At 67.7% G+C, this 17,995-nt stretch carries 15 protein-coding genes and 1 pseudogene; 12 read left to right on the top strand and 4 right to left on the bottom strand.

Annotated features, from left to right (window positions below; translation table 11 throughout):
• Positions 1 to 52: 52 nt before the first annotated feature.
• Genes ASG79_RS20490 through ybaK form a run of 3 tightly spaced genes read left to right on the top strand, consistent with a single transcriptional unit; the run spans position 53 to position 1,987 of the window.
• Positions 53 to 976 (top strand): sulfurtransferase, encoded by a 924-nt coding sequence (locus tag ASG79_RS20490; protein ID WP_018770763.1) that lies wholly within the window; start codon positions 53 to 55, stop codon positions 974 to 976.
• A 29-nt stretch (positions 977 to 1,005) separates the two neighbouring features.
• A complete protein-coding gene (locus ASG79_RS20485) occupies positions 1,006 to 1,464 on the top strand; it encodes a SufE family protein (RefSeq protein WP_056393656.1) in 459 nt (152 codons plus the stop codon).
• Between the two features lie 10 nt (positions 1,465 to 1,474).
• On the top strand, positions 1,475 to 1,987 hold the full coding sequence (ybaK, locus tag ASG79_RS20480) for a Cys-tRNA(Pro) deacylase (RefSeq protein ID WP_056393654.1): 513 nt from the start codon (positions 1,475 to 1,477) through the stop codon (positions 1,985 to 1,987).
• 25 nt (positions 1,988 to 2,012) lie between these two features.
• On the opposite strand, the gene ASG79_RS20475 is transcribed toward ybaK, so the two are convergent.
• From ASG79_RS20475 to ASG79_RS20460, 4 genes and pseudogenes are all read right to left on the bottom strand, one after another.
• Positions 2,013 to 3,788, bottom strand: a complete 1,776-nt coding sequence (locus ASG79_RS20475; RefSeq protein WP_056393652.1) for a multicopper oxidase family protein — start codon at positions 3,786 to 3,788, stop codon at positions 2,013 to 2,015.
• Between the two features lie 60 nt (positions 3,789 to 3,848).
• A pseudogene (locus ASG79_RS20470) lies at positions 3,849 to 4,726 on the bottom strand (SDR family oxidoreductase).
• A 1-nt stretch (position 4,727) separates the two neighbouring features.
• Positions 4,728 to 6,368: a succinic semialdehyde dehydrogenase gene (locus tag ASG79_RS20465; protein ID WP_082581847.1), complete on the bottom strand. Its 1,641-nt coding sequence runs from the start codon at positions 6,366 to 6,368 to the stop codon at positions 4,728 to 4,730.
• A 1-nt stretch (position 6,369) separates the two neighbouring features.
• Complete coding sequence (locus ASG79_RS20460; protein WP_056393651.1) at positions 6,370 to 7,641, bottom strand: alpha/beta hydrolase family protein; 1,272 nt, start codon at positions 7,639 to 7,641, stop codon at positions 6,370 to 6,372.
• Positions 7,642 to 7,813: 172 nt separating this feature from the next.
• Between ASG79_RS20460 and ASG79_RS20455 the strand changes: the two genes are divergently transcribed.
• The 9 genes from ASG79_RS20455 (at position 7,814) to ASG79_RS20415 (ending at position 17,975) form a co-directional block, all read left to right on the top strand.
• A complete protein-coding gene (locus tag ASG79_RS20455) occupies positions 7,814 to 8,305 on the top strand; it encodes a hypothetical protein (RefSeq protein WP_018770756.1) in 492 nt (163 codons plus the stop codon).
• A gap of 14 nt (positions 8,306 to 8,319) precedes the next feature.
• Positions 8,320 to 8,886, top strand: a complete 567-nt coding sequence (gene msrB, locus ASG79_RS20450; RefSeq protein WP_200953203.1) for a peptide-methionine (R)-S-oxide reductase MsrB — start codon at positions 8,320 to 8,322, stop codon at positions 8,884 to 8,886.
• A gap of 171 nt (positions 8,887 to 9,057) precedes the next feature.
• Positions 9,058 to 10,425 (top strand): DUF6421 family protein, encoded by a 1,368-nt coding sequence (locus ASG79_RS20445; protein ID WP_056393649.1) that lies wholly within the window; start codon positions 9,058 to 9,060, stop codon positions 10,423 to 10,425.
• The gene (locus ASG79_RS20440) at positions 10,422 to 11,168 is read left to right on the top strand and encodes an SDR family oxidoreductase (protein ID WP_056393647.1); all 747 of its coding nucleotides are present in this window, start codon (positions 10,422 to 10,424) and stop codon (positions 11,166 to 11,168) included. The genes ASG79_RS20445 and ASG79_RS20440 overlap by 4 nt, the downstream gene beginning before the upstream one ends.
• Positions 11,169 to 11,226: 58 nt before the next feature.
• Positions 11,227 to 12,324: a threonine aldolase family protein gene (locus ASG79_RS20435; RefSeq protein WP_018770752.1), complete on the top strand. Its 1,098-nt coding sequence runs from the start codon at positions 11,227 to 11,229 to the stop codon at positions 12,322 to 12,324.
• Between the two features lie 58 nt (positions 12,325 to 12,382).
• Complete coding sequence (locus ASG79_RS20430; RefSeq protein ID WP_056393644.1) at positions 12,383 to 13,075, top strand: DUF3000 domain-containing protein; 693 nt, start codon at positions 12,383 to 12,385, stop codon at positions 13,073 to 13,075.
• A gap of 12 nt (positions 13,076 to 13,087) precedes the next feature.
• Positions 13,088 to 14,422 (top strand): HRDC domain-containing protein, encoded by a 1,335-nt coding sequence (locus ASG79_RS20425; protein ID WP_018770750.1) that lies wholly within the window; start codon positions 13,088 to 13,090, stop codon positions 14,420 to 14,422.
• 119 nt (positions 14,423 to 14,541) lie between these two features.
• Entirely contained in the window at positions 14,542 to 15,816 is a 1,275-nt protein-coding gene (locus ASG79_RS20420; protein ID WP_200953202.1) for a thiolase family protein, read from the top strand.
• Complete coding sequence (locus ASG79_RS20415; RefSeq protein ID WP_056393641.1) at positions 15,813 to 17,975, top strand: 3-hydroxyacyl-CoA dehydrogenase NAD-binding domain-containing protein; 2,163 nt, start codon at positions 15,813 to 15,815, stop codon at positions 17,973 to 17,975. Before ASG79_RS20420 ends, ASG79_RS20415 begins: the two co-directional genes overlap by 4 nt.
• Positions 17,976 to 17,995: the final 20 nt, after the last annotated feature.

Below are 17,995 nucleotides of genomic sequence, written 5' to 3'. Positions count from 1 at the left end.
GGTTCCAATGCATGTTCCACGGTTTCCCGTGCTCTTACTGAAAGGCCAAGCCATGCCCTACCCGGTTGAACAGAATGAGAAGTTCGCAGCCTACGCCCACCCGGAGCGGCTCGTTTCCACGGAGTGGCTCGCGGCTGCCATCAAGGACGGCGCAGTGGCCAATGGCGGGCTGGTGGTGGTGGAGTCCGACGAGGACGTGCTGCTGTACGAGACCGGCCATATCCCCGGTGCCGTCAAGATCGACTGGCACACCGACCTGAACGACGAAGTGTCCCGCGACTACATTGACGGCGCGGCCTTCGCTGAGCTGGCGGCGTCCAAGGGCATCTCCCGGGACAGCACCGTGGTCATCTATGGCGACAAATCCAACTGGTGGGCCGCATACGCGCTCTGGGTCTTCACGCTCTTTGGCCACCAGGATGTCCGGCTGCTCGACGGCGGCCGGGACAAATGGATCGCCGAAGGCCGCGAGCTGACCAAGGACCGGCCTGCCCCCGCCCGGGGCAGCTACCCGGTAGTTGAGCGCGACGACGCCCCGATCCGCGCCTTCAAGGACGACGTCCTGGCTCACCTGGGCAAGCCCCTCATCGACGTCCGCTCCCCCGAGGAATACACCGGCCAGCGCACCCACATGCCTGCCTACCCGGAGGAGGGCGCCCTCCGCGGCGGCCACATCCCCACTGCGGCATCCATTCCCTGGGCCCGTGCCGCCGCAGCTGACGGCACCTTCCGCAGCAGGGAGGAGCTGGAGGCCATCTACCTGGGCGAAGCCGGGCTGTCCGAGGGTGACGACGTCGTGGCGTACTGCCGCATCGGCGAGCGGTCCAGCCACACCTGGTTCGCCCTGAAGTACCTCCTGGGCTTTGATTCCGTCCGCAACTACGACGGATCGTGGACCGAGTGGGGCAACGCCGTGCGCGTGCCGATCGTCAAGGGCGCCGAGCGTGGTTCCGTTCCCGTCGCCGTCGGAGCCTGACGCAGGACCACCCGCGTAGACTTGGAACGATGACTACTCAAGCTTTGCCTTCCGCCCTGGCGGCAATCGTGGACGACTTCCAGGCCCTGTCCGAACCCGAGAGGCTGCAGCTGCTGCTGGAGTTCTCCGAAGGACTGCCGGAGCTCCCCGACCGGCTCAAGGACCACCCCGAACTCCTGGAGCAGGTGGTGGAGTGCCAGTCGCCGCTGTTCCTCACCATCGAGACAGAGAAGAACGACGCCGGTCCCGCCGGCGCCGTGCGGCTGTACTTCAAGGCCCCGGCTGAGGCTCCCACCACCCGGGGTTTTGCCGGCGTCCTGCACGAGGGACTGGACGGCCTGTCCGCGGAGGAGATCCTGTCCGTGCCGGACGACATGCCGGAGCTGCTGGGGCTCACCCGGGCCATCACCCCGCTGCGCATGAGGGGCATGACGGCCATGCTGGGAAGGATCAAGCGCAAGGTGGCCGCCGCCGCCAAGGTCGCCTGACCCCGCCTCCATGGCACGCAGGAACGGCTCCCAGGGAACCCCGGCCACAGCGGCTTTGACCGCGGCCGGGGTTCCCTTTGTGCTCCACCCCTACACCCACGATCCGGCGGCCGCGAGCTATGGCACCGAGGCCGCCGAGGCCCTCGGCATTGATCCGTCCCGCGTCTTCAAGACGTTGATGGTGGACGTGGAGGGCCGGCTGGCCGTGGGCATCGTACCTGTCAACGGAACCCTCGACCTGAAGGCAATGGCTGCCGCACTCGGAGCCAAGAAGGCTGCCATGGCCGATCCCGCAGCGGCCCAGCGGCGCACAGGCTATGTGCTGGGCGGCATCTCCCCGATCGGCCAGCGCCAGCCCTCCCCCACGGTCCTGGACTCCTCCGCGTTGCGGCTGGAGACGATGCTGGTGTCCGGGGGGCGCCGCGGCCTGGACATCGAGCTAGCTCCGGCCGACCTCATCCGGCTGACGGAAGCTGTTGCGGCGCCCATTGGTTCGCCGGCTGCGGGCAGCTCCCGTCCATAGCAGTGCAGGGGCTGGGAGCCCCTGGCTACTCGATTACGTACCGCTGCATCATGTCGTTGTCCTCGTGCTCCAAAATGTGGCAGTGCCAGACGTATTCACCCGTGAAGGATGAGCCGATGGCCAGTGGGTCACCTCCTGCCGCGGCTGCACCGAAGGGGACGCGGATCCGCGTCACTTCGCCAGGCATCGCCACCACGGTGTCCTTCCATCCCTGTTCATTGGCCGGCGCGGCCTTGGGACGGCCGATCAGGAAGGGCTTGACCGGTACAGCGCACCCCCTTCCGGGCGTGACGAGTCCGGTTTTGGGGTCTACGTAGTCCGTGGCCTCAAGGTAGGAGTCGGCATCGAACTTTTGCCGGTTGAGCACCTGGAACTGGGTGAAGTGAAGGTGGATCGGGTGGGCGTCCACCGTGGTGTTGATGAGCTCCCACTGCTCCAGTGTGTCTTGCTTCACCACCGTGATGTCGGGGCTGTCGAACATCCTGTTGTTCAGCAGCGCCATGATGGGAACGTCATCGGCGTTCGCCACTTCCACCAATGCCATGGACCTGGTGGCCACGGTGGGCAGTTCCAGCCGGGTGAGAGGCTCGGACCGCAGCTGGGCCGGCAGCGGCACCGTATAGCCGGGCTCGGAGAGGACAGTGAACTGCATGATTTGTGGGAGCGGGATGGCGCCGCGCTGGACAGATTCCGGCCCGTTCGGGAAGGGCACCCGGGCACTGTTGGCCAGGACCACCTTCGAACCTGCCTTCAGCCCGGCGAAGTCCACCACAATGTCTGCCCGCTCACCGGGTCCCATGACCAGCCTGTTGAGCCTGACCGGGGCGTCCAGCAGGCCGCCGTCGGACCCTATCTGGTGGAAAGTGACTGCGGTGCCGTCCGCGATGAACTTGAAGTCGTAGAACCGCGCGTTGGAGCCGTTGAACATCCGGAAGCGGTACTTGCCGCGGGCCACGTCCAGGTTGGGCCGGCATTTTCCGTTGACCGTGGCAACATCGCCGAAGAACTCAGGGGCCCAGGGCCGGGCTGCGCCGTCTGCGTCCACTAGTTCAGGGTTGGGCGGGTAGGCAAACGAGCCGTCCGGGTTGAACATGCGGTCCTGGATGACCAGCGGCAATTCATATGGCGGCGGTGGAAGATGTGTCCCGTCGCCGGTGTCGATGCCCGTACTGCGGGTGTCCCGGAGCAGGTAGCCACCGGCCAGCCCGGCGTAGACATTCAGGCGGGTGAGGCCCAGCGCGTGGTCGTGGTACCAGAGGCCGGCCGCATCCTGGTTGTTGCCATAGTGGTAGGTGTACGAGGCGCCGGGCCGGAAAGTCTGTCCAGGGCCGCCGTCGGACGTTGGTGCAGTGTTGCCGCCGTGGAGGTGGACAGCCGTCCGGGGAGATCGGGCGTCGTTGCTGCCAGGCGGGACCAGTTCCGGGTCGATGGCGAAGGCAAGGGGATGCCGCCCAATATCGTTGTGGACTGTGAGGCTCAGGGGTGTACCCTTCCGGGCGATGATGACCGGCCCCAGGTAACTCCTGGATGATGCAGCGTCCTGGTACGTCAGCGTGTCGGTCAGGCCCATTTCGGCCTGGAAGCGGTGGCGGGAGTTGCGGGCCCACAACTCAAGGTTGCCGCCGGACCGCATGTCGATAACCCCCAGGTCGGCGAGCGTGGGAAGCTGCTCCGTAAAGGTGCCGGGCGGGGAAACAGGGGCCGCCAGTCCCGGGCTGGCCCCGGATCCATAAGCCTGGGTCAGAACACCTGCACCGGCCACAGCGCCGGCCTGCAGCAGTTGTCGTCTTGTAATGCGCATTTTGGGGCCCCATTTCTTCGCAGCGGTATCCCCCCTTGGGCAGCAGGATAAACCTGTGCTTTAGTCCGTCATAGGGTCACGGGTCCCCTCTGTAAGGGGGTGGGCCACCCCGGTATGCCCTCCAGTCCGCCCCGCGGCCCGGCCGGTGAAATGGTCCATGGTTTGGTTGACCCCCAGCACGTCCATGACCCGGTCGAAGACGCCAACCGGAAGGACCCGCAGGGCCGGCAGCAGGTTCACGATGGGCGGCAGGACCAGCTTTCGGCGCCCGGCTTCGATGGCATCCAGGACCTTGGTTGCCACCTGCTCTTCCTGGAGGATGGGAAGAGCAGGGGCCAGCGCGTCCGGACGCCGTCGAACATCCCCGTGTCGATGTAATAAGGGCACACCGCCAGCGTATTGACACCAATTTTTCCAGCGCGGAGCTCGGCACGGAGTGATTCGTTGAAACCGAAGGCGGCAAACTTGCTGGCGGAATAGTCTGTCTGGCGGGCGACGCCCACCAGGGCTGCAGCACTGGCAATGGTGACCACGGTTCCCCGCCGGCGGTCTACCATTCCGCCCAGGAAGCCGCGGGTGACCCAGTACAGGGCCATGACGTTGACCTTCATGGTCCTTTCGATGGCTTCTTCCGTGGCGTCGAGGAGTGCCAGGCCGCTGACCACTCCGGCGTTGTTGACCAGGATATCCACGGGTCCGGCAACAGCCGCCGCGGCCTTCACGCCCCCACGGTCCGTGACGTCCACGGCATGGGCTTCGGCCAAACCGCCGGCAGCCCGGATCTCGTCGCGCACCGCCGTGCCGCGTTGGACGTCCACATCCCAGATCACCACCCGGCTTCCGCGCCGGGCTGCTCCAAGCGCCAGGCGGCGGCCCAGCCCGCTGCCGCCTCCCGTGATCAGCACAGTTGCGCCGGAAAGCCTGGTTCCCTGGGGCATATCAGTCCTCCTGCGATGTTGGCGGCGCGTGTCCCGGCGCCACGGGCAGTGTCCTTTGACGGCTTCGGGGTACGCGGCCCATCACCCTGATGGCCCCTTTCATGATCCGTGCGTAGGTCCGGTTGGACATGCCGGGAAGGGGTGCAACACGGAGCAGCCGCTGCACGGCGATGGTCTGCGGCTCGGTGTACTTGAGGATGCCTTCCCGGCCGTGGCGGCGGCCTGCGCCGGACTCCTTCATGCCCCCGATCGGTGCATCATGGGATGCCCAGGTGGCTGCGTAGCCTTCATTGACATTGACCGTTCCCGTCAGAAGCCTGCGGGCCACTGCCTCGCCCCGCCGGGCCGACCAGACGCTGGCATTAAGTCCGAAGTCGGAATCGTTGGCCAGGGCAACGGCTTGGTCGTCGTCCGTTGTGCGGTAGACGGCCACCACCGGCCCAAAGGTCTCTTCCCTGGCAAGGAGCATCTCCTGCGTGACTCCCGTCAGGACCGTTGGCTCGTAGAACAGCGGCCCCAGATCCGGCCGGTGCCGTCCGCCGGTGACCAGTTGGGCTCCTTTGGCGAGCGCATCCTGGACGTGGCGGTCAACCCGTTCCAGTTGCGCCGGGCTGATGAGGGATCCCATGCCGATGTCCCAGTCCGGTCCGGGAGCCATGCGGATGCCTTTCACCGCGGCCGCGAAGGCGGCCAGGAAGCTGTCATGGACGTCTGTGTGCACGTAGATCCGTTCGATGCTGACGCACAGCTGTCCGGAGTTGGAAAAACAGGCGTGTACCGCGCCGGCGGCGGCTTTGCCCACATCCGCATCGGCCAGGACCAGCATGGGGTTCTTGCCGCCGAGTTCGGCCGAGAAGCCGATCAGCCGCTCACTGCACTGCCGCGCCACGGTCTTGCCGGTCTGCGAGGATCCGGTGAACATCAGAAAGTCGACCCGCGCGATCAAGGCAGGGCCAATTGCAGTGCCGGGCCCTGTGACCACTTGGAACAGGCCTGCGGGAAGCCCCGCCTGCCGGAGCAGTTTGAGCATCAGCAGGGCGGTGAAGGGCGTCTGCGAATCCGGCTTCAGGACGATGCCGTTCCCGGCCAGCAGGGCCGGGACGGCGTCCGAGACCGCAAGGGTCAGCGGGTAGTTCCAGGGGCTGATGACCCCCACCACTCCCTTCGGAAGACGGTGTTCGGTGGTGCGGGTCAGGACCGGGGCGGCGCCCTTCCGGCGGCGCGGCCCAAGGTGCCGTTCTGCGGTGCGCGCGTAGTAGTCCGCCGTCAGGACCACGTCCGCAAGTTCCTCAAAGGCGCTCAGCCGGGACTTGCCGCTCTCTGCCTGCACCAGGTCCAGGATGTCCTGCTCCCGGTCCAGCACCAGCCGGCGGAAGCGCCGGATCACCCGGCAACGGTCTTCGACGGAAACGCCTGCCCAGTACCGCTGCGCCACGCGGGCAGTTCCGACGGCGGCATCAACGTCGGGTGCGCTGCACACGGGCACTTCGCCCACAAGCGTGCCGTCAAAGGGTGCGTGCGAAGCCTGCGTCGGGGCGCCCGGTGCTGCCGCAACCAGCCTTGACAGTCCCGCGGCGAGATCCCGGCCCCGCGCGCTCAAGGCCGCCGTCCCGGGCTGTTGTTCGTGGAGTTGGTCCGCCATGTCACGCCCCCGCAGCGGTGTGCCCGGCCAGCGTTCCAGGGGTGAGCCCCGTGCCGGGGTTGAGGCGCGGAGCGAGCTGCTGCCGGAGCCAGGCCTTAACCAGCCGTTCCCAGCGCTCGGGGTCCACATTCCATTCCTTGGTGTGCCGTGCGTGGTTGAACGTCTCGAACGTGACCATCTCCGGGTTCCGTTCGGCCAGGAGCGCGGACGGTCCGTAGGGCACGTACTCGTCGTCAACGCTGTGGATGATCAGCGTGGGTGTCCGCAGCTCCACGGCCCGGGACACCCAATCCATGACCTTCAGGTCCACCGGTGCCGACAGGCCGGTCAGGCGGCGCCCCAGCGGGTGGCCCAGCATCAGCTGCCCGTAGCGGCCCACCAGCGACGGAATCCGGTTCAGCTGTGCATGGTGCGCCAACACGGTCACCCAGTCGATCACGGGTGCGTCAAGCACCATGGCCCGGATCAGGTGCCGGTACCGTGAAAGGTCCGCGGTCTGCAGGCAGATGGCCCCTCCCATGGACCAGCCGAACAGGACAATTTCCTCGGCCCCCTCGGCCAGCGCATACTCAATGGCGGCTTCGATGTCCTGCCACTCCGTAGAGCCCAGGCCGTACCGTCCGTCATCGGCCGACGGCGCCAGCCCGTCGTTGCGGTAGGACACCAGCAGGCTGGTCAGGCCCAGCTCCAGTGCCGGTCCCACCGCCCGCAGCGCTTCCTGCCGGGTGGCTCCGCGGCCGTGCACCATGATGGCCCAGGTGCGGGCTGTCCCCTTGGCCCGGACCAGCCAGGCCGGCGCTTCCCCGCGCTCCACGGGTATCAGCACGTCCTCGGCAGGAATTCCGACGGCGGCCGGGTCAGGGTAGGTGGCGCCGCTCCACCATCCCCAGCGGGCCGTGGACAGGTCGCCGCTGTAGACGGCTTCGACCTCGCGCAGGACCGTGCGTTCGGCCGGCGAGTAGGAGATGATGCGGCCGATCCGCGCGTGGCCCTTGCCGCCGTCGAAAAAGAATCCGTAAACCCCATCCACGGTGGTGTCGTCATTGGCGGCCAGGATCACCTGCTGCTTCTGCCCGTCCCGGATTACGGCCAGCAGTTCCTTGTCCGCTGCCCGTTGCCGGGCCGGGGTAATGACGCGGCGGGCAAAGTACACGGCGAGCGCGGACGAACCGGCGCCCAGCAGGCTGGCCACGGAGCCGCCGGCGACAGCTCCGCCGATGGCCCACTTCGCCCCCGGCGACATTCCGCCGGAATCCCTGGTGGTTGCAGTCATTGCAGGGCGCGCTCGCCGGAAAGGTGCCATGGGACTATTCTTACCGGCGTTGCCGCCGATACCCGCATTCCCGGACAGGAACGGCACGGCGGCGCAACGGCTCTCCGGTCGTGTTCCGGCACTTTCCGCAAGTGCGGTGCAGGCGCCCCCCGAGCGGCGCTAGGCTAAGGCCATGAGTGATCCGATCATCATCCTGACCGAAGAACCCCTGGGCGCGGACGACCGCGTGAACATTGAACGGCTGGTGGATGGGTCGGACAGCCGGCTGCTGGTCCTGGTCCCTGCGAACACCGAGCGCCACCTGCTCGTGGACTTCCTCGAAAACCTCTCCATGCTGGACGTTGCCAAGGCATTCCGGGAACTCGCCGGCCGCAACCCGGACGCCGCCGCCGAGCGGGCGCACGCGGATGAAACGCTCGCCACCTCGCTTGCCGCGCTGGAGGGCCTGGGCTCGGGTGTGAGCGGCCAGGTGGTGGAGGGGAAGGCGGTGGACGGCCTTGTGGCGAAGGTCCGGGAAACCGGCGCCTCGCAGGCCGTGGTGATCACCAGGCCGCATGCCGTGGCCGATACCTTCCACACCGACTGGGCCAACAAGGCGCAGGACCAGCTCGGTGTCCCTGTGCTCCACCTGTACGCGGGCTCGGGATTTATCGGCGACTCCTGAGCGTTGGGAATGCTATGAGCATCTTTGGAAACAGCATCTTCGGTAACAAGTCGGCAGGCGTTGTTGGCGGGGCACCGGCCAATGCCACGCAGGACCCTGCCCGGCATGACACTGCCACACAGGACACCCCTCAGCAGGACACCGGCATCCCGGAAACTGCCGTCAGGAAGAGCGATGAACAGTGGCGGGAGGAACTGACGCCGGAGGAGTACCACGTGCTGCGGCAGGCCGGAACCGAGCGCCCTTACACCGGTGAGTACTGGGATACCCACACAGAGGGTGTGTATCAGTGCCGGGCGTGTGGCGCCGAACTGTTCACCAGCAACGAAAAGTTTGACTCGCACTGCGGCTGGCCTTCCTTCTGGGCTCCGCTGGCTGAGGGGAATGTGCGCTACATCCACGACAGGACCCTGGGCATGGAAAGGATTGAGGTGCGGTGCGCGTCGTGCGACTCGCACCTGGGCCATGTCTTTGAGGGCGAGGGGTATGGAACGCCCACCGACCAGCGCTACTGCATCAATTCGGTGTCACTCCGGCTGGTGGCCAGGGATGATGCCGGGGACAGCACGCCGGAAAGCTGAGCCGGAGAGGGCAGCGTTCCGGGACTGATCCCACAGCGGAGGGACAGTCTCGATCCTTCCCGGAAACCATCGAGGCTAAGCGTTTCTTACGAATGAGTCGTTTTGGCATAAGTCCTGCTGGTTGCTTGTTACGCTCACCGGAGAAGCAAGCAACCAGAAAGGCAGCCGACGATGACAGAGACCCTGACCACCGCCGTCACCGGGATTTCCGCACAGGACCACGACTGGCTCCGGCTCAAGGCCGCCGCCACCGCACTGCAGGCGCTCCAGGTCCAGGACGGGTCCGTCCCCAACCCCGCGGACCACGGGGAGGCAGCGCAGTACGTGGATGCCATTGTGGCCGCCATCCGGGCCCTGGCCCCCGCCTTTCCGCACGACGCCGACTACCTGGACGCCGCCTGCAAAGACTTCGAGGCATGGGCCGCCGACGGCTATCCTGTCCCCGACTTCCTCTCCTCGCTCCTGGCCTTCCAGCCGCAGGAGCACCGCCGCGACGGGCTGCAGCACCTTGTGGTGTTCCCGATGTACACCCAGAACGGCAGCAGCAACAGGCTGGTGGAGGCTGTGCTGGTGGAGGTCATCTGGCCCGAATTCATCGCCGGACTGGAGGCCGGGGACTACTCGAACAAGCTGTTCGTCCCCATCCGGTTCGTCGACTTCACTCCCGGCTACGACACGAACTCGGCCGTCCTCTTCCCCGAGACTGTGGCCGTCAGCCAGACCCCCACGTTCACATGGGGCGCCATCTTTGCCGACCGTGAAGCCGCCCGGTTCCGCCGCGTGCTGAAGGCCGCCGCGGAGATCACGGCCCTGGAGCTGCCGGAGGCCGCCGCGGAACTGCTCGCGGACCCGGACCTCACCGAGGCCACCTTCGTGATGTGGGACCTGATCCACGACCGGACGCATATGCGCGGGGACCTGCCGTTCGATCCGTTCATGATCAAGCAGCGGATGCCCTACTTCCTGTATTCGCTGGAAGAACTGCGCTGCGACCTCACGGCCTTCCGCGAATCGGTGCGGATCGAAAGGGACGACGACGCCGACCCCGACGCACGGCGGCACGCGAAGCTCGTACAGTACGCAATCATCTTCGACCGCATTTTCCGCTTCGCCATCACCGGCAGCCGGGTCCGCAACTACGATGGCCTGGGCGGCCAGCTCCTCTTTGCCTGGCTGCACCAGCACCACGTGCTGCACTGGACGGATACCCGCCTTACCATCGACTGGGATGAGGTGGCGGACGCCGTGATCGCCCTGGGTGCCAGCATCGACGAACTCTACTGGCGGTCCATTGACCGTCCCAAGACCGCCCACTGGCTGGCGGCCTACCAGCTGGTTTCGGCCACCGTCACGCCCAACCCCGCCTCCGTCTGGGCCAAGGGCCCGGACGCGCTGCCGTTGGCGGGGACGCCCCGCGGACTTACGGACCAGGTCCTGGACGACGAGTTCCCGCTGTCCATGTTCTACGAGGCACTGGAGAAGAAGATGCGCCCCGTCATTGAGTCCACCGCCGGGATCACCGGCCGCTCCGCGCTGTGAGCAGCGCCGGTCCGGCCGGGGGCGCGCCCTCCGCCCGGCCGCTCACTGTCCTGGTGGCCGGCGGCAGCGGCGCGTCGGGAATCGCCGTGGCGCGGGCACTGACCGCCGCGGGGCACCGGGTGGCCACGGCGGGCTCCGACCAGGCCCGGATCACGGAGGCAGCGCGGAAAGCGGGCGACGGCGTCAGTCCCTTTGCGTGCGACCTGGCGGTTTTGGCGGACGTCCGGCGGCTGCGCGACGACGTCACCGGCGCCTTGGGGGCGGTGGACGGCGTGATCCACCTGGTGGGCGGCTGGCGCGGGGCCAAGGGCATCGCGGACCAGTCCGACGACGACTGGGACTTCCTGGAACGCGGCGCCATCACCACGCTGCGCAACGTGTCACGCGTCTTTTTCGACGACATCGCCGCCTCCACGTCGGGAAGGTTTGCGATGGTTTCATCCACTGCCCTGGATCAGCCCGCCGCAGCGGTCGCCAGCTACGTGGCGGCGAAAGCCGCCGCGGAAACCTGGACCATGGCCATGGCCGATGGCTTCCGCCAGGCCTCCGGGAGCAGCGGGAGCCCGGCGGCCGCCACCATCCTGGTGGTCAAGGCGCTGGTGGACGATGACCTGCGCCGCGCCCATCCCCAGCGGAAATTCCCGGGGGCAACGGACGTAACTGACCTGGCTGCCGCCGTCGTCCGGCTTTTCACCACTCCGTCCGCCGAACTCAACGGCGCCCGGCTCCGGCTGGCGGACTGACCGCCTGTCTGGCTTTGCCTGGCGTGGCAGTACCTAAACTGAAAGCGTGAGCAACCCCATGACCACCACAGCAGAAACCCGTGCGGCGCTACGGCTGCATGATCCCAACGTGCGCGGATTTGCCTCCGACAACTACTCCGGGGTCCACCCGGAAGTCCTGGCAGCCCTTGCCGCAGCCAATGGCGGACACCAGGTCTCCTACGGCGAAGACGACTACACCGCGCGGCTGCAGGAACTGATGGTTGACCACTTCGGCCCAGGCATCGAATGTTTCCCCGTCTTTAACGGCACCGGCGCCAACGTCCTGTCGCTGCAGTCCCTGCTCCCCCGCTGGGGTGCCGTGGTATGCGCCTCCACCGCCCACATCAACATGGACGAGAACGGGGCACCGGAACGCATCGGCGGCCTAAAACTCCTGCACGTGCCCACGCCGGACGGGAAACTGACTCCTGAACTGATCGACCGGGAGGCCTGGGGCTGGGGTGACGAGCACCGAGCCCAGCCGCTCGCCGTCTCCATCACCCAGACCACGGAACTGGGCACCTGCTACACGCCGGAAGAAGTCCGTGCCATCGCCGACCACGCGCACGCCAGGGGCATGAAGCTGCACATGGACGGGGCGCGGCTGGCCAACGCGGCAGCCCACCTGGGCGTGCCCCTGCGCGCCTTCACCCGGGACGCCGGCGTCGATATCCTGTCCTTCGGCGGCACCAAGAACGGGCTGCTCTTCGGCGAAGTAGTGGTGGCACTGAACCCGGAAGCCGCCCACGGCCTGGTCTACCTGCGCAAGATGGACATGCAGCTGGCCTCCAAGATGCGTTTCATGTCCGCCCAGTTCATCGCCCTGCTGGAAGGCGACCTGTGGCTGCGCTCGGCCGCACACGCCAACGCCATGGCCACCCGGCTGCGTGCCGCCGTCGACACCATTGAGGGCGTCCGGCCCACCCAGGAAACCGAATCCAACGGAGTCTTCGCCATCCTTCCCCCCGGCACGGCGGACCGTCTGCGGAAGTCCTTCCGGTTCTACGACTGGGATGAGGCGAAAGGGGAAGTCCGGTGGATGTGTTCCTTTGACACCACGGAGGAGGACGTCGATACCTTTGCTGCCGCGATCCGCCATGAGCTCCGGGAATACCGCGCCGGCCAGGCCGGGTGAGCGGCCGCCGACGGCGAGCCTTCCTGCCCCGGCCCGTCCCGCCCCGTAATCTGCCAAGGTGAACGCACTGGACCAGGTTCCCCCGGATTTTCTCCACGCCTTGGGAACCCTCAGGAAAGCCCGCTGCCGGAAGGAACTTCGCCTCGCGGAGATCCCAGCCCCCGCGCGGCTGGCACCCTTCGCCGTCGCGCTGGGCGCAGAGGTGATGGCACCGGGCGCCGCAACCCCGGCCACGCCGGTCCACGGACCTGCGGCCATGGCGTTTGCCGCCGCATCCGGAACGGCCGCCCCGGGACCGGCGGACGAGGACGAAACGGAGCTGGCTACCGGACGCTTCATCCTGCTGCACGATCCGGATGGCTCGGCGGTCTGGGATGGCGAGTTCCGGATTGTCACCTACATCCGTGCAGAGCTGGAACCGGAAATGGGCAACGACCAGATGCTGGGAACCGTGGCGTGGACCTGGCTGGTGGAGGCGTTGGAAAACCACAAGGCGGCATACCGGGCCGCCGGCGGCACCGCCACCCGCGTCCTCTCCGAAAGCTTCGGGACACTGGCCGGGCGGCCCGGGTCCATCGACATCGAACTCCGGGCCTCCTGGACGCCCGCTTCCTCCGACGTCCAGGCCCACCTTGAGGCCTGGTCCGACATGGTGTGCACGTTCGCCGGCCTGCCGCCGCTCCCCGACGGCGTCACCGCACTCCCACCCCGTCGGCGAAGCCAGCAGAACGGTTATGGGGCAGCCCGGTAAACTGGGGGCATCATGACCCCAAACATTCCGGAAAACACCACGGCCGGCGTCCCGGCTGCTGCTGCCGCATCCCACATCACGGTGGAGGGCTTTGACAGCCCCATCCCCGAAATCATCGACCTTGACTCCCCCCGGGACGGCGTTCCGCTGGTCATCGAAACTGCGTCCGGCCTGGAGCGGTGTGCCGCGGCCATTGCCGCCGGCACCGGACCCGCCGGCGTGGACGCCGAGCGCGCATCAGGTTTCCGCTACGGACAGCGCGCCTTCCTGGTCCAGATCCGCCGCGAGGGCGCCGGAACCTGGCTGATCGATCCCGAACCGTTCGAGAACCTGGACATCATCAACGACGCCCTGCGGGGCGTCGAATGGATCCTGCACGCCGCCACCCAGGACCTGCCCTGCCTTTCCGAGCTCGGGATGTGGCCGGACAAGCTCTTTGACACCGAACTCGCCGCGCGCCTGGCCGGGCTGCCCCGGGTAGGCCTGGCCGCCGTCATCGAGCAGCTGCTGGGATTCGGGCTTGCCAAGGAACACTCCGCGGCCGACTGGTCCACCCGGCCCCTGCCGGAGCCCTGGCTGCGCTATGCCGCCCTGGACGTGGAAGTCCTGACCGAACTGCGTGAGGAACTTATCGAGCTGCTGGAGGCGGACGGGAAACTGGAGTACGCCCAGCAGGAATTTGCGGCAATCCTCGCAGCGGGCATCGCTCCCCCGCGCGTTGACCCGTGGCGGAAGACCTCGGGCCTGCACCAGATCCGGGACCGCCGCCAGCTGGCCGCAGTCCGCGAACTGTGGCTGGAACGCGACTCGCTGGCGCAAAAACGCGATGTGGCACCGGGCCGGCTGCTCCCCGACTCGGCCCTCGTCGCCGCGGCGAAGGCCATGCCCGCCACCGTCCCACAGCTGCTCACCACCAAGGGGTTCCACGGGCGCGCTGCCCAGCGCGAAGCGCCGCGGTGGCTGCGCTGCATCACGGCCGCCCGGGACCTGGAGGACCTGCCACCCCTGCACCTGGCCACCAACGCCCCGCCGCCGCCGCGGGTCTGGGCCGACCGCGATCCGGAAGCCGCTGCCCGCCTGGCCACGGCCCGGCCCCTGCTCCAGGCGAAAGCCGAGGAATTGAACCTCCCGCTGGAGAACCTCCTGACGCCCGACTACCTCCGGCGCGTGGCCTGGCGGCCGCCCGCGGACGTCACTGAAGACTCGATTTCCGCGGAATTGCGGACCCTGGGCGCCCGCCCGTGGCAGGTGGAACTCACGGCTCCGCTGATCTCCGCCGCCTTCCTGGACCCGCAGCCGCTTCCACCCAAGGAACCCAAACAGGCCGCTGCGGCGGCCGGCCAATAACCTTTTCGCGTCAGCCCTTGCAGGCTAAGTTACTCACGAGTAACATCGGTGTGACCGACGCCAGGTGAGTGCCGCACTCCGGCATGCGCCCGGCGCTACGTCTCGATGAGGAGTTACACGTGAGCCAGCACGGAAGCGGCGCATCCCCGCGCACTGTCCGCGACGTCGTCTTTGTGGACGGCATCCGCACACCCTTCGGCAGGGCCGGCGAGAAAGGAATTTACGCCGGAACCCGGGCCGACGACCTGATCGTGAAGTGCATCCGCGGCCTCCTTCGCCGCAACCCGTCCCTGCCTTCGGAGCGGATCGATGAGGTGGCCATTGCCGCCACCACCCAGACCGGCGACCAGGGCCTCACCCTGGGCCGGACCGCCGCGCTGCTGGCCGGTCTCCCCCGGACGGTCCCCGGCTTCGCCATCGACCGGATGTGCGCCGGTGCCATGACGGCCGTCACCACCACGGCCGGCGGCATCGGATTCGGCGCCTACGACGTGGTGGTTGCCGGCGGAGTGGAACACATGGGCCACCACCCCATGGGCTCCGGCGCCGACCCCAACCCCCGATTCATGTCCGAGCGGCTGGTGGACCCGGCAGCCCTGAACATGGGAAACACGGCCGAGAACCTGCACGACCGCTTCCCCGCCATCACCAAGCAGCGCACCGATGCCTACGCGGTGGCCTCGCAGGACAAGCTGGCAGCCGCCTACCAGGACGGCAGGATCCAGCCGGACCTGGTTCCCGTTGCCGCCCGGAAGCCGGGCGAGGGCTGGACCGTCCACAGCAAGGACGAACCGCCGCGCCCGGGCACCACCATGGACGACCTGGCCGCCCTGCGCACGCCGTTCCGGGCCCACGGCCGGGTTACTGCCGGAAACGCCGCCGGCCTGAACGACGGCGCAACCGCCGCTGTCCTTGCCTCCTCCGAGGCCGCCGCAGAGCTGGGGCTGCCCGTGAAGATGCGGCTGGTGAGCTACGCCTATGCGGGGGTGGAGCCCGAGGTGATGGGCATCGGCCCCGTCCCGGCCACCGAGAAAGCACTGAAGAACGCCGGGCTGACCATCGGGGACATCGGCCTGTTCGAGATCAACGAGGCGTTCGCCGTCCAGGTCCTGAGCTTCCTTGACCACTACGGCATCGCCGACGACGACCCCCGGGTCAACCGGTACGGCGGCGCCATCGCCGTGGGGCACCCCCTTGCCTCCTCCGGTGTCCGGCTGATGATCCAGCTGGCCCGCCAGTTCGAAGAGGACCCCTCCGTGCGGTACGGGATCACCACCATGTGCGTGGGCCTTGGCATGGGCGGCACCGTGATCTGGGAGAACCCGCACCACCCCGACTACAGCGGAACCCCCTCCGGGAAGACCGCCGCCGTTTCCGAAGGAGCCATGGCATGAGCGCCGCAGATTACCGCAAGTTGGCGGACCTTTTCCCCAACGAAACCGTGACCCACTCCTATGTGCAGGACATCGCCCTGCCAGGCACGGCGGGAAGGCCCAGCCCGGGCACCTTTGCCCTCGTCACCCTGGACAACGACCTGGACCACACCAAACCCACCACCCTGGGCCCCAACACCCTGGTGGAGCTCGGCACCGTCCTGGAGGGCCTGCGCGACCGTGCGGCCCGTGGCGAGATTGTGGGCGTCGGGGTGACCGGCAAGCCGCATTACCTGGTGGCGGGCGCGGACCTCTCCGCCGTGAAGTCGCTGGAAAAGCGTGAGCACGGGCTGTGGATGGCACAGCTGGGCCACGACGTCTATGCAACCCTGGCAAACCTTGGCGTCCCCAGCTTCGCCTTCATCAACGGCGCCGCGCTGGGCGGCGGCCTGGAAATCGCCCTGCAGTCCACCTACCGCACGGTGTCCACGGGGGCGGGTGCCCTGGCGCTTCCGGAAGCCTTCCTTGGCCTGGTGCCCGGCTGGGGCGGCGTCTACATCCTTCCCCGCCTGGTGGGCCCGGAAAATGCCGTAAAGGTCATGATCGAAAACCCGCTCAGCAACAACCGCCCCCTCACCGGTGCGCAGGCATTCGGCATGGGCATCGCCGACGCCCTCTTCGAGCCTGCCGACTTCCTGGAACAGTCGCTGGCCTGGGCGGCCGGCGTCATCTCCGGTGAGGTGGTCCCGGAGCGGGCCAACGCCGTCGACCCTTCCTCCCCTGACGCGGCAACCCGCTGGGCCGCCGCGGTGGACGCGGGGCGGGCCTTCGTCGAGGCCAAGACCTCCAACGCCTCCCCAGCCCCAGCCAAGGTCCTGGACATCCTCGAGGCAAACCGCACCATGACAGCGGCGGAGTCCGCCGCGCTGGAATGCGAAACACTGGCCGGGCTGATGCAGACGGATGAGTTCCGCTCCACCGTCTACGCCTTCCTCGACCTGGTGCAGAAGCGTGCCAAACGCCCGGCCGGCGCCCCTGACCGCAAGCTGGCCCGGCCCGTCACCAAGGTGGGCGTGGTGGGCGCCGGACTGATGGCCGGCCAACTGGCCCTGCTTTTTGCCCGCCAGCTGAAGGTGCCCGTGGTCCTGACCGACATCGACCAGGCGCGCGTGGACAAAGGCGTTGCGTACGTCCACGCCGAGGTGGACAAGCTGCTGGCCAAGCAGCGCCTAAGCCAGGACGCGGCCAACCGGACCAAGGCGCTGGTGACGGGCTCGGTGTCAAAGGACGCCTTCGCTGACGCCGACTTCGTGATCGAGGCCGTCTTCGAGGAACTGCACATCAAGAAGCAGGTCTTCGCCGAGCTGGAAGGCATCGTGGCGCCGGAGTGCATCCTGGCCACGAACACGTCCTCGCTCTCCGTGACGGAAATGGCCGCGGACCTGCAGCATCCCGAACGGCTGGTGGGCTTCCACTTCTTCAATCCCGTGGCTGTGATGCCGCTGCTGGAAATCGTCCGCGCCCCGCGCACGGACGATGCCGTGCTGGCCACCGCCTTCGAACTGGCCAAGGCGCTGAAGAAGAACGGCGTGCTGGTCAAGGATGCGGCCGCGTTCGTGGTCAACCGCATCCTGCTGAGGCTCATGGGGGAAGTCACGGCGGCCTTCGACGAGGGCACCCCGGCGGAGGTGGCGGACGCCGCGTTGCGGCCCATGGGGCTGCCCATGACGCCGTTCACGCTGCTGGCCATGGTGGGCCTGCCCGTTGCGCAGCATGTCCAGGAGTCCCTGAACGCCGCCTTCGGCGACCGCTTCCCGGTCTCCGATAACCTCAAGAAGCTCATCGACAACAACGTCAAAGCACTGTGGGAGACCGCCCCGGACGGTTCGCGGACCATCCCCCAGTCCACGCTTGAGCTGCTGTCCTTTGGCTGCAGCCCGTCCACGGCGGAGCAGGTGCTGCACCGCGTCCAGGATGCCCTGGCTGAGGAAATCGGCCTCATGCTGGACGAGGGCGTCGTCGCCGGACCCGAGGACATCGACCTGTGCATGATCCTGGGCGCGGGCTGGCCCATGTTCCTGGGTGGCATCACGCCGTACCTGGACCGGGTGGGGGCCGCGGAGCGGGTCAACGGCAGGCGTTTCCTGGCACCGGGCGTCGCGTCCCCCGCCGCAGGGTAACCGGCACCAGGCCGGCAGCC

The organism is Arthrobacter sp. Soil761 (assembly GCF_001428325.1).
Classification (GTDB): domain Bacteria; phylum Actinomycetota; class Actinomycetes; order Actinomycetales; family Micrococcaceae; genus Arthrobacter.
This window is presented reverse-complemented; position numbering and strand designations above follow the sequence as displayed.

Coding starts and splice junctions, on each gene's coding strand:
- ASG79_RS20490 (WP_018770763.1), top strand. CDS start 53: ATGCCCTACCCGGTTGAACAGAATGAGAAGTTCGCAGCCTACGCCCAC.
- ASG79_RS20485 (WP_056393656.1), top strand. CDS start 1,006: ATGACTACTCAAGCTTTGCCTTCCGCCCTGGCGGCAATCGTGGACGAC.
- ybaK (WP_056393654.1), top strand. CDS start 1,475: ATGGCACGCAGGAACGGCTCCCAGGGAACCCCGGCCACAGCGGCTTTG.
- ASG79_RS20475 (WP_056393652.1), bottom strand. CDS start 3,788: ATGCGCATTACAAGACGACAACTGCTGCAGGCCGGCGCTGTGGCCGGT.
- ASG79_RS20465 (WP_082581847.1), bottom strand. CDS start 6,368: ATGGCGGACCAACTCCACGAACAACAGCCCGGGACGGCGGCCTTGAGC.
- ASG79_RS20460 (WP_056393651.1), bottom strand. CDS start 7,641: ATGACTGCAACCACCAGGGATTCCGGCGGAATGTCGCCGGGGGCGAAG.
- ASG79_RS20455 (WP_018770756.1), top strand. CDS start 7,814: ATGAGTGATCCGATCATCATCCTGACCGAAGAACCCCTGGGCGCGGAC.
- msrB (WP_200953203.1), top strand. CDS start 8,320: ATGAGCATCTTTGGAAACAGCATCTTCGGTAACAAGTCGGCAGGCGTT.
- ASG79_RS20445 (WP_056393649.1), top strand. CDS start 9,058: ATGACAGAGACCCTGACCACCGCCGTCACCGGGATTTCCGCACAGGAC.
- ASG79_RS20435 (WP_018770752.1), top strand. CDS start 11,227: ATGACCACCACAGCAGAAACCCGTGCGGCGCTACGGCTGCATGATCCC.
- ASG79_RS20425 (WP_018770750.1), top strand. CDS start 13,088: ATGACCCCAAACATTCCGGAAAACACCACGGCCGGCGTCCCGGCTGCT.
- ASG79_RS20415 (WP_056393641.1), top strand. CDS start 15,813: ATGAGCGCCGCAGATTACCGCAAGTTGGCGGACCTTTTCCCCAACGAA.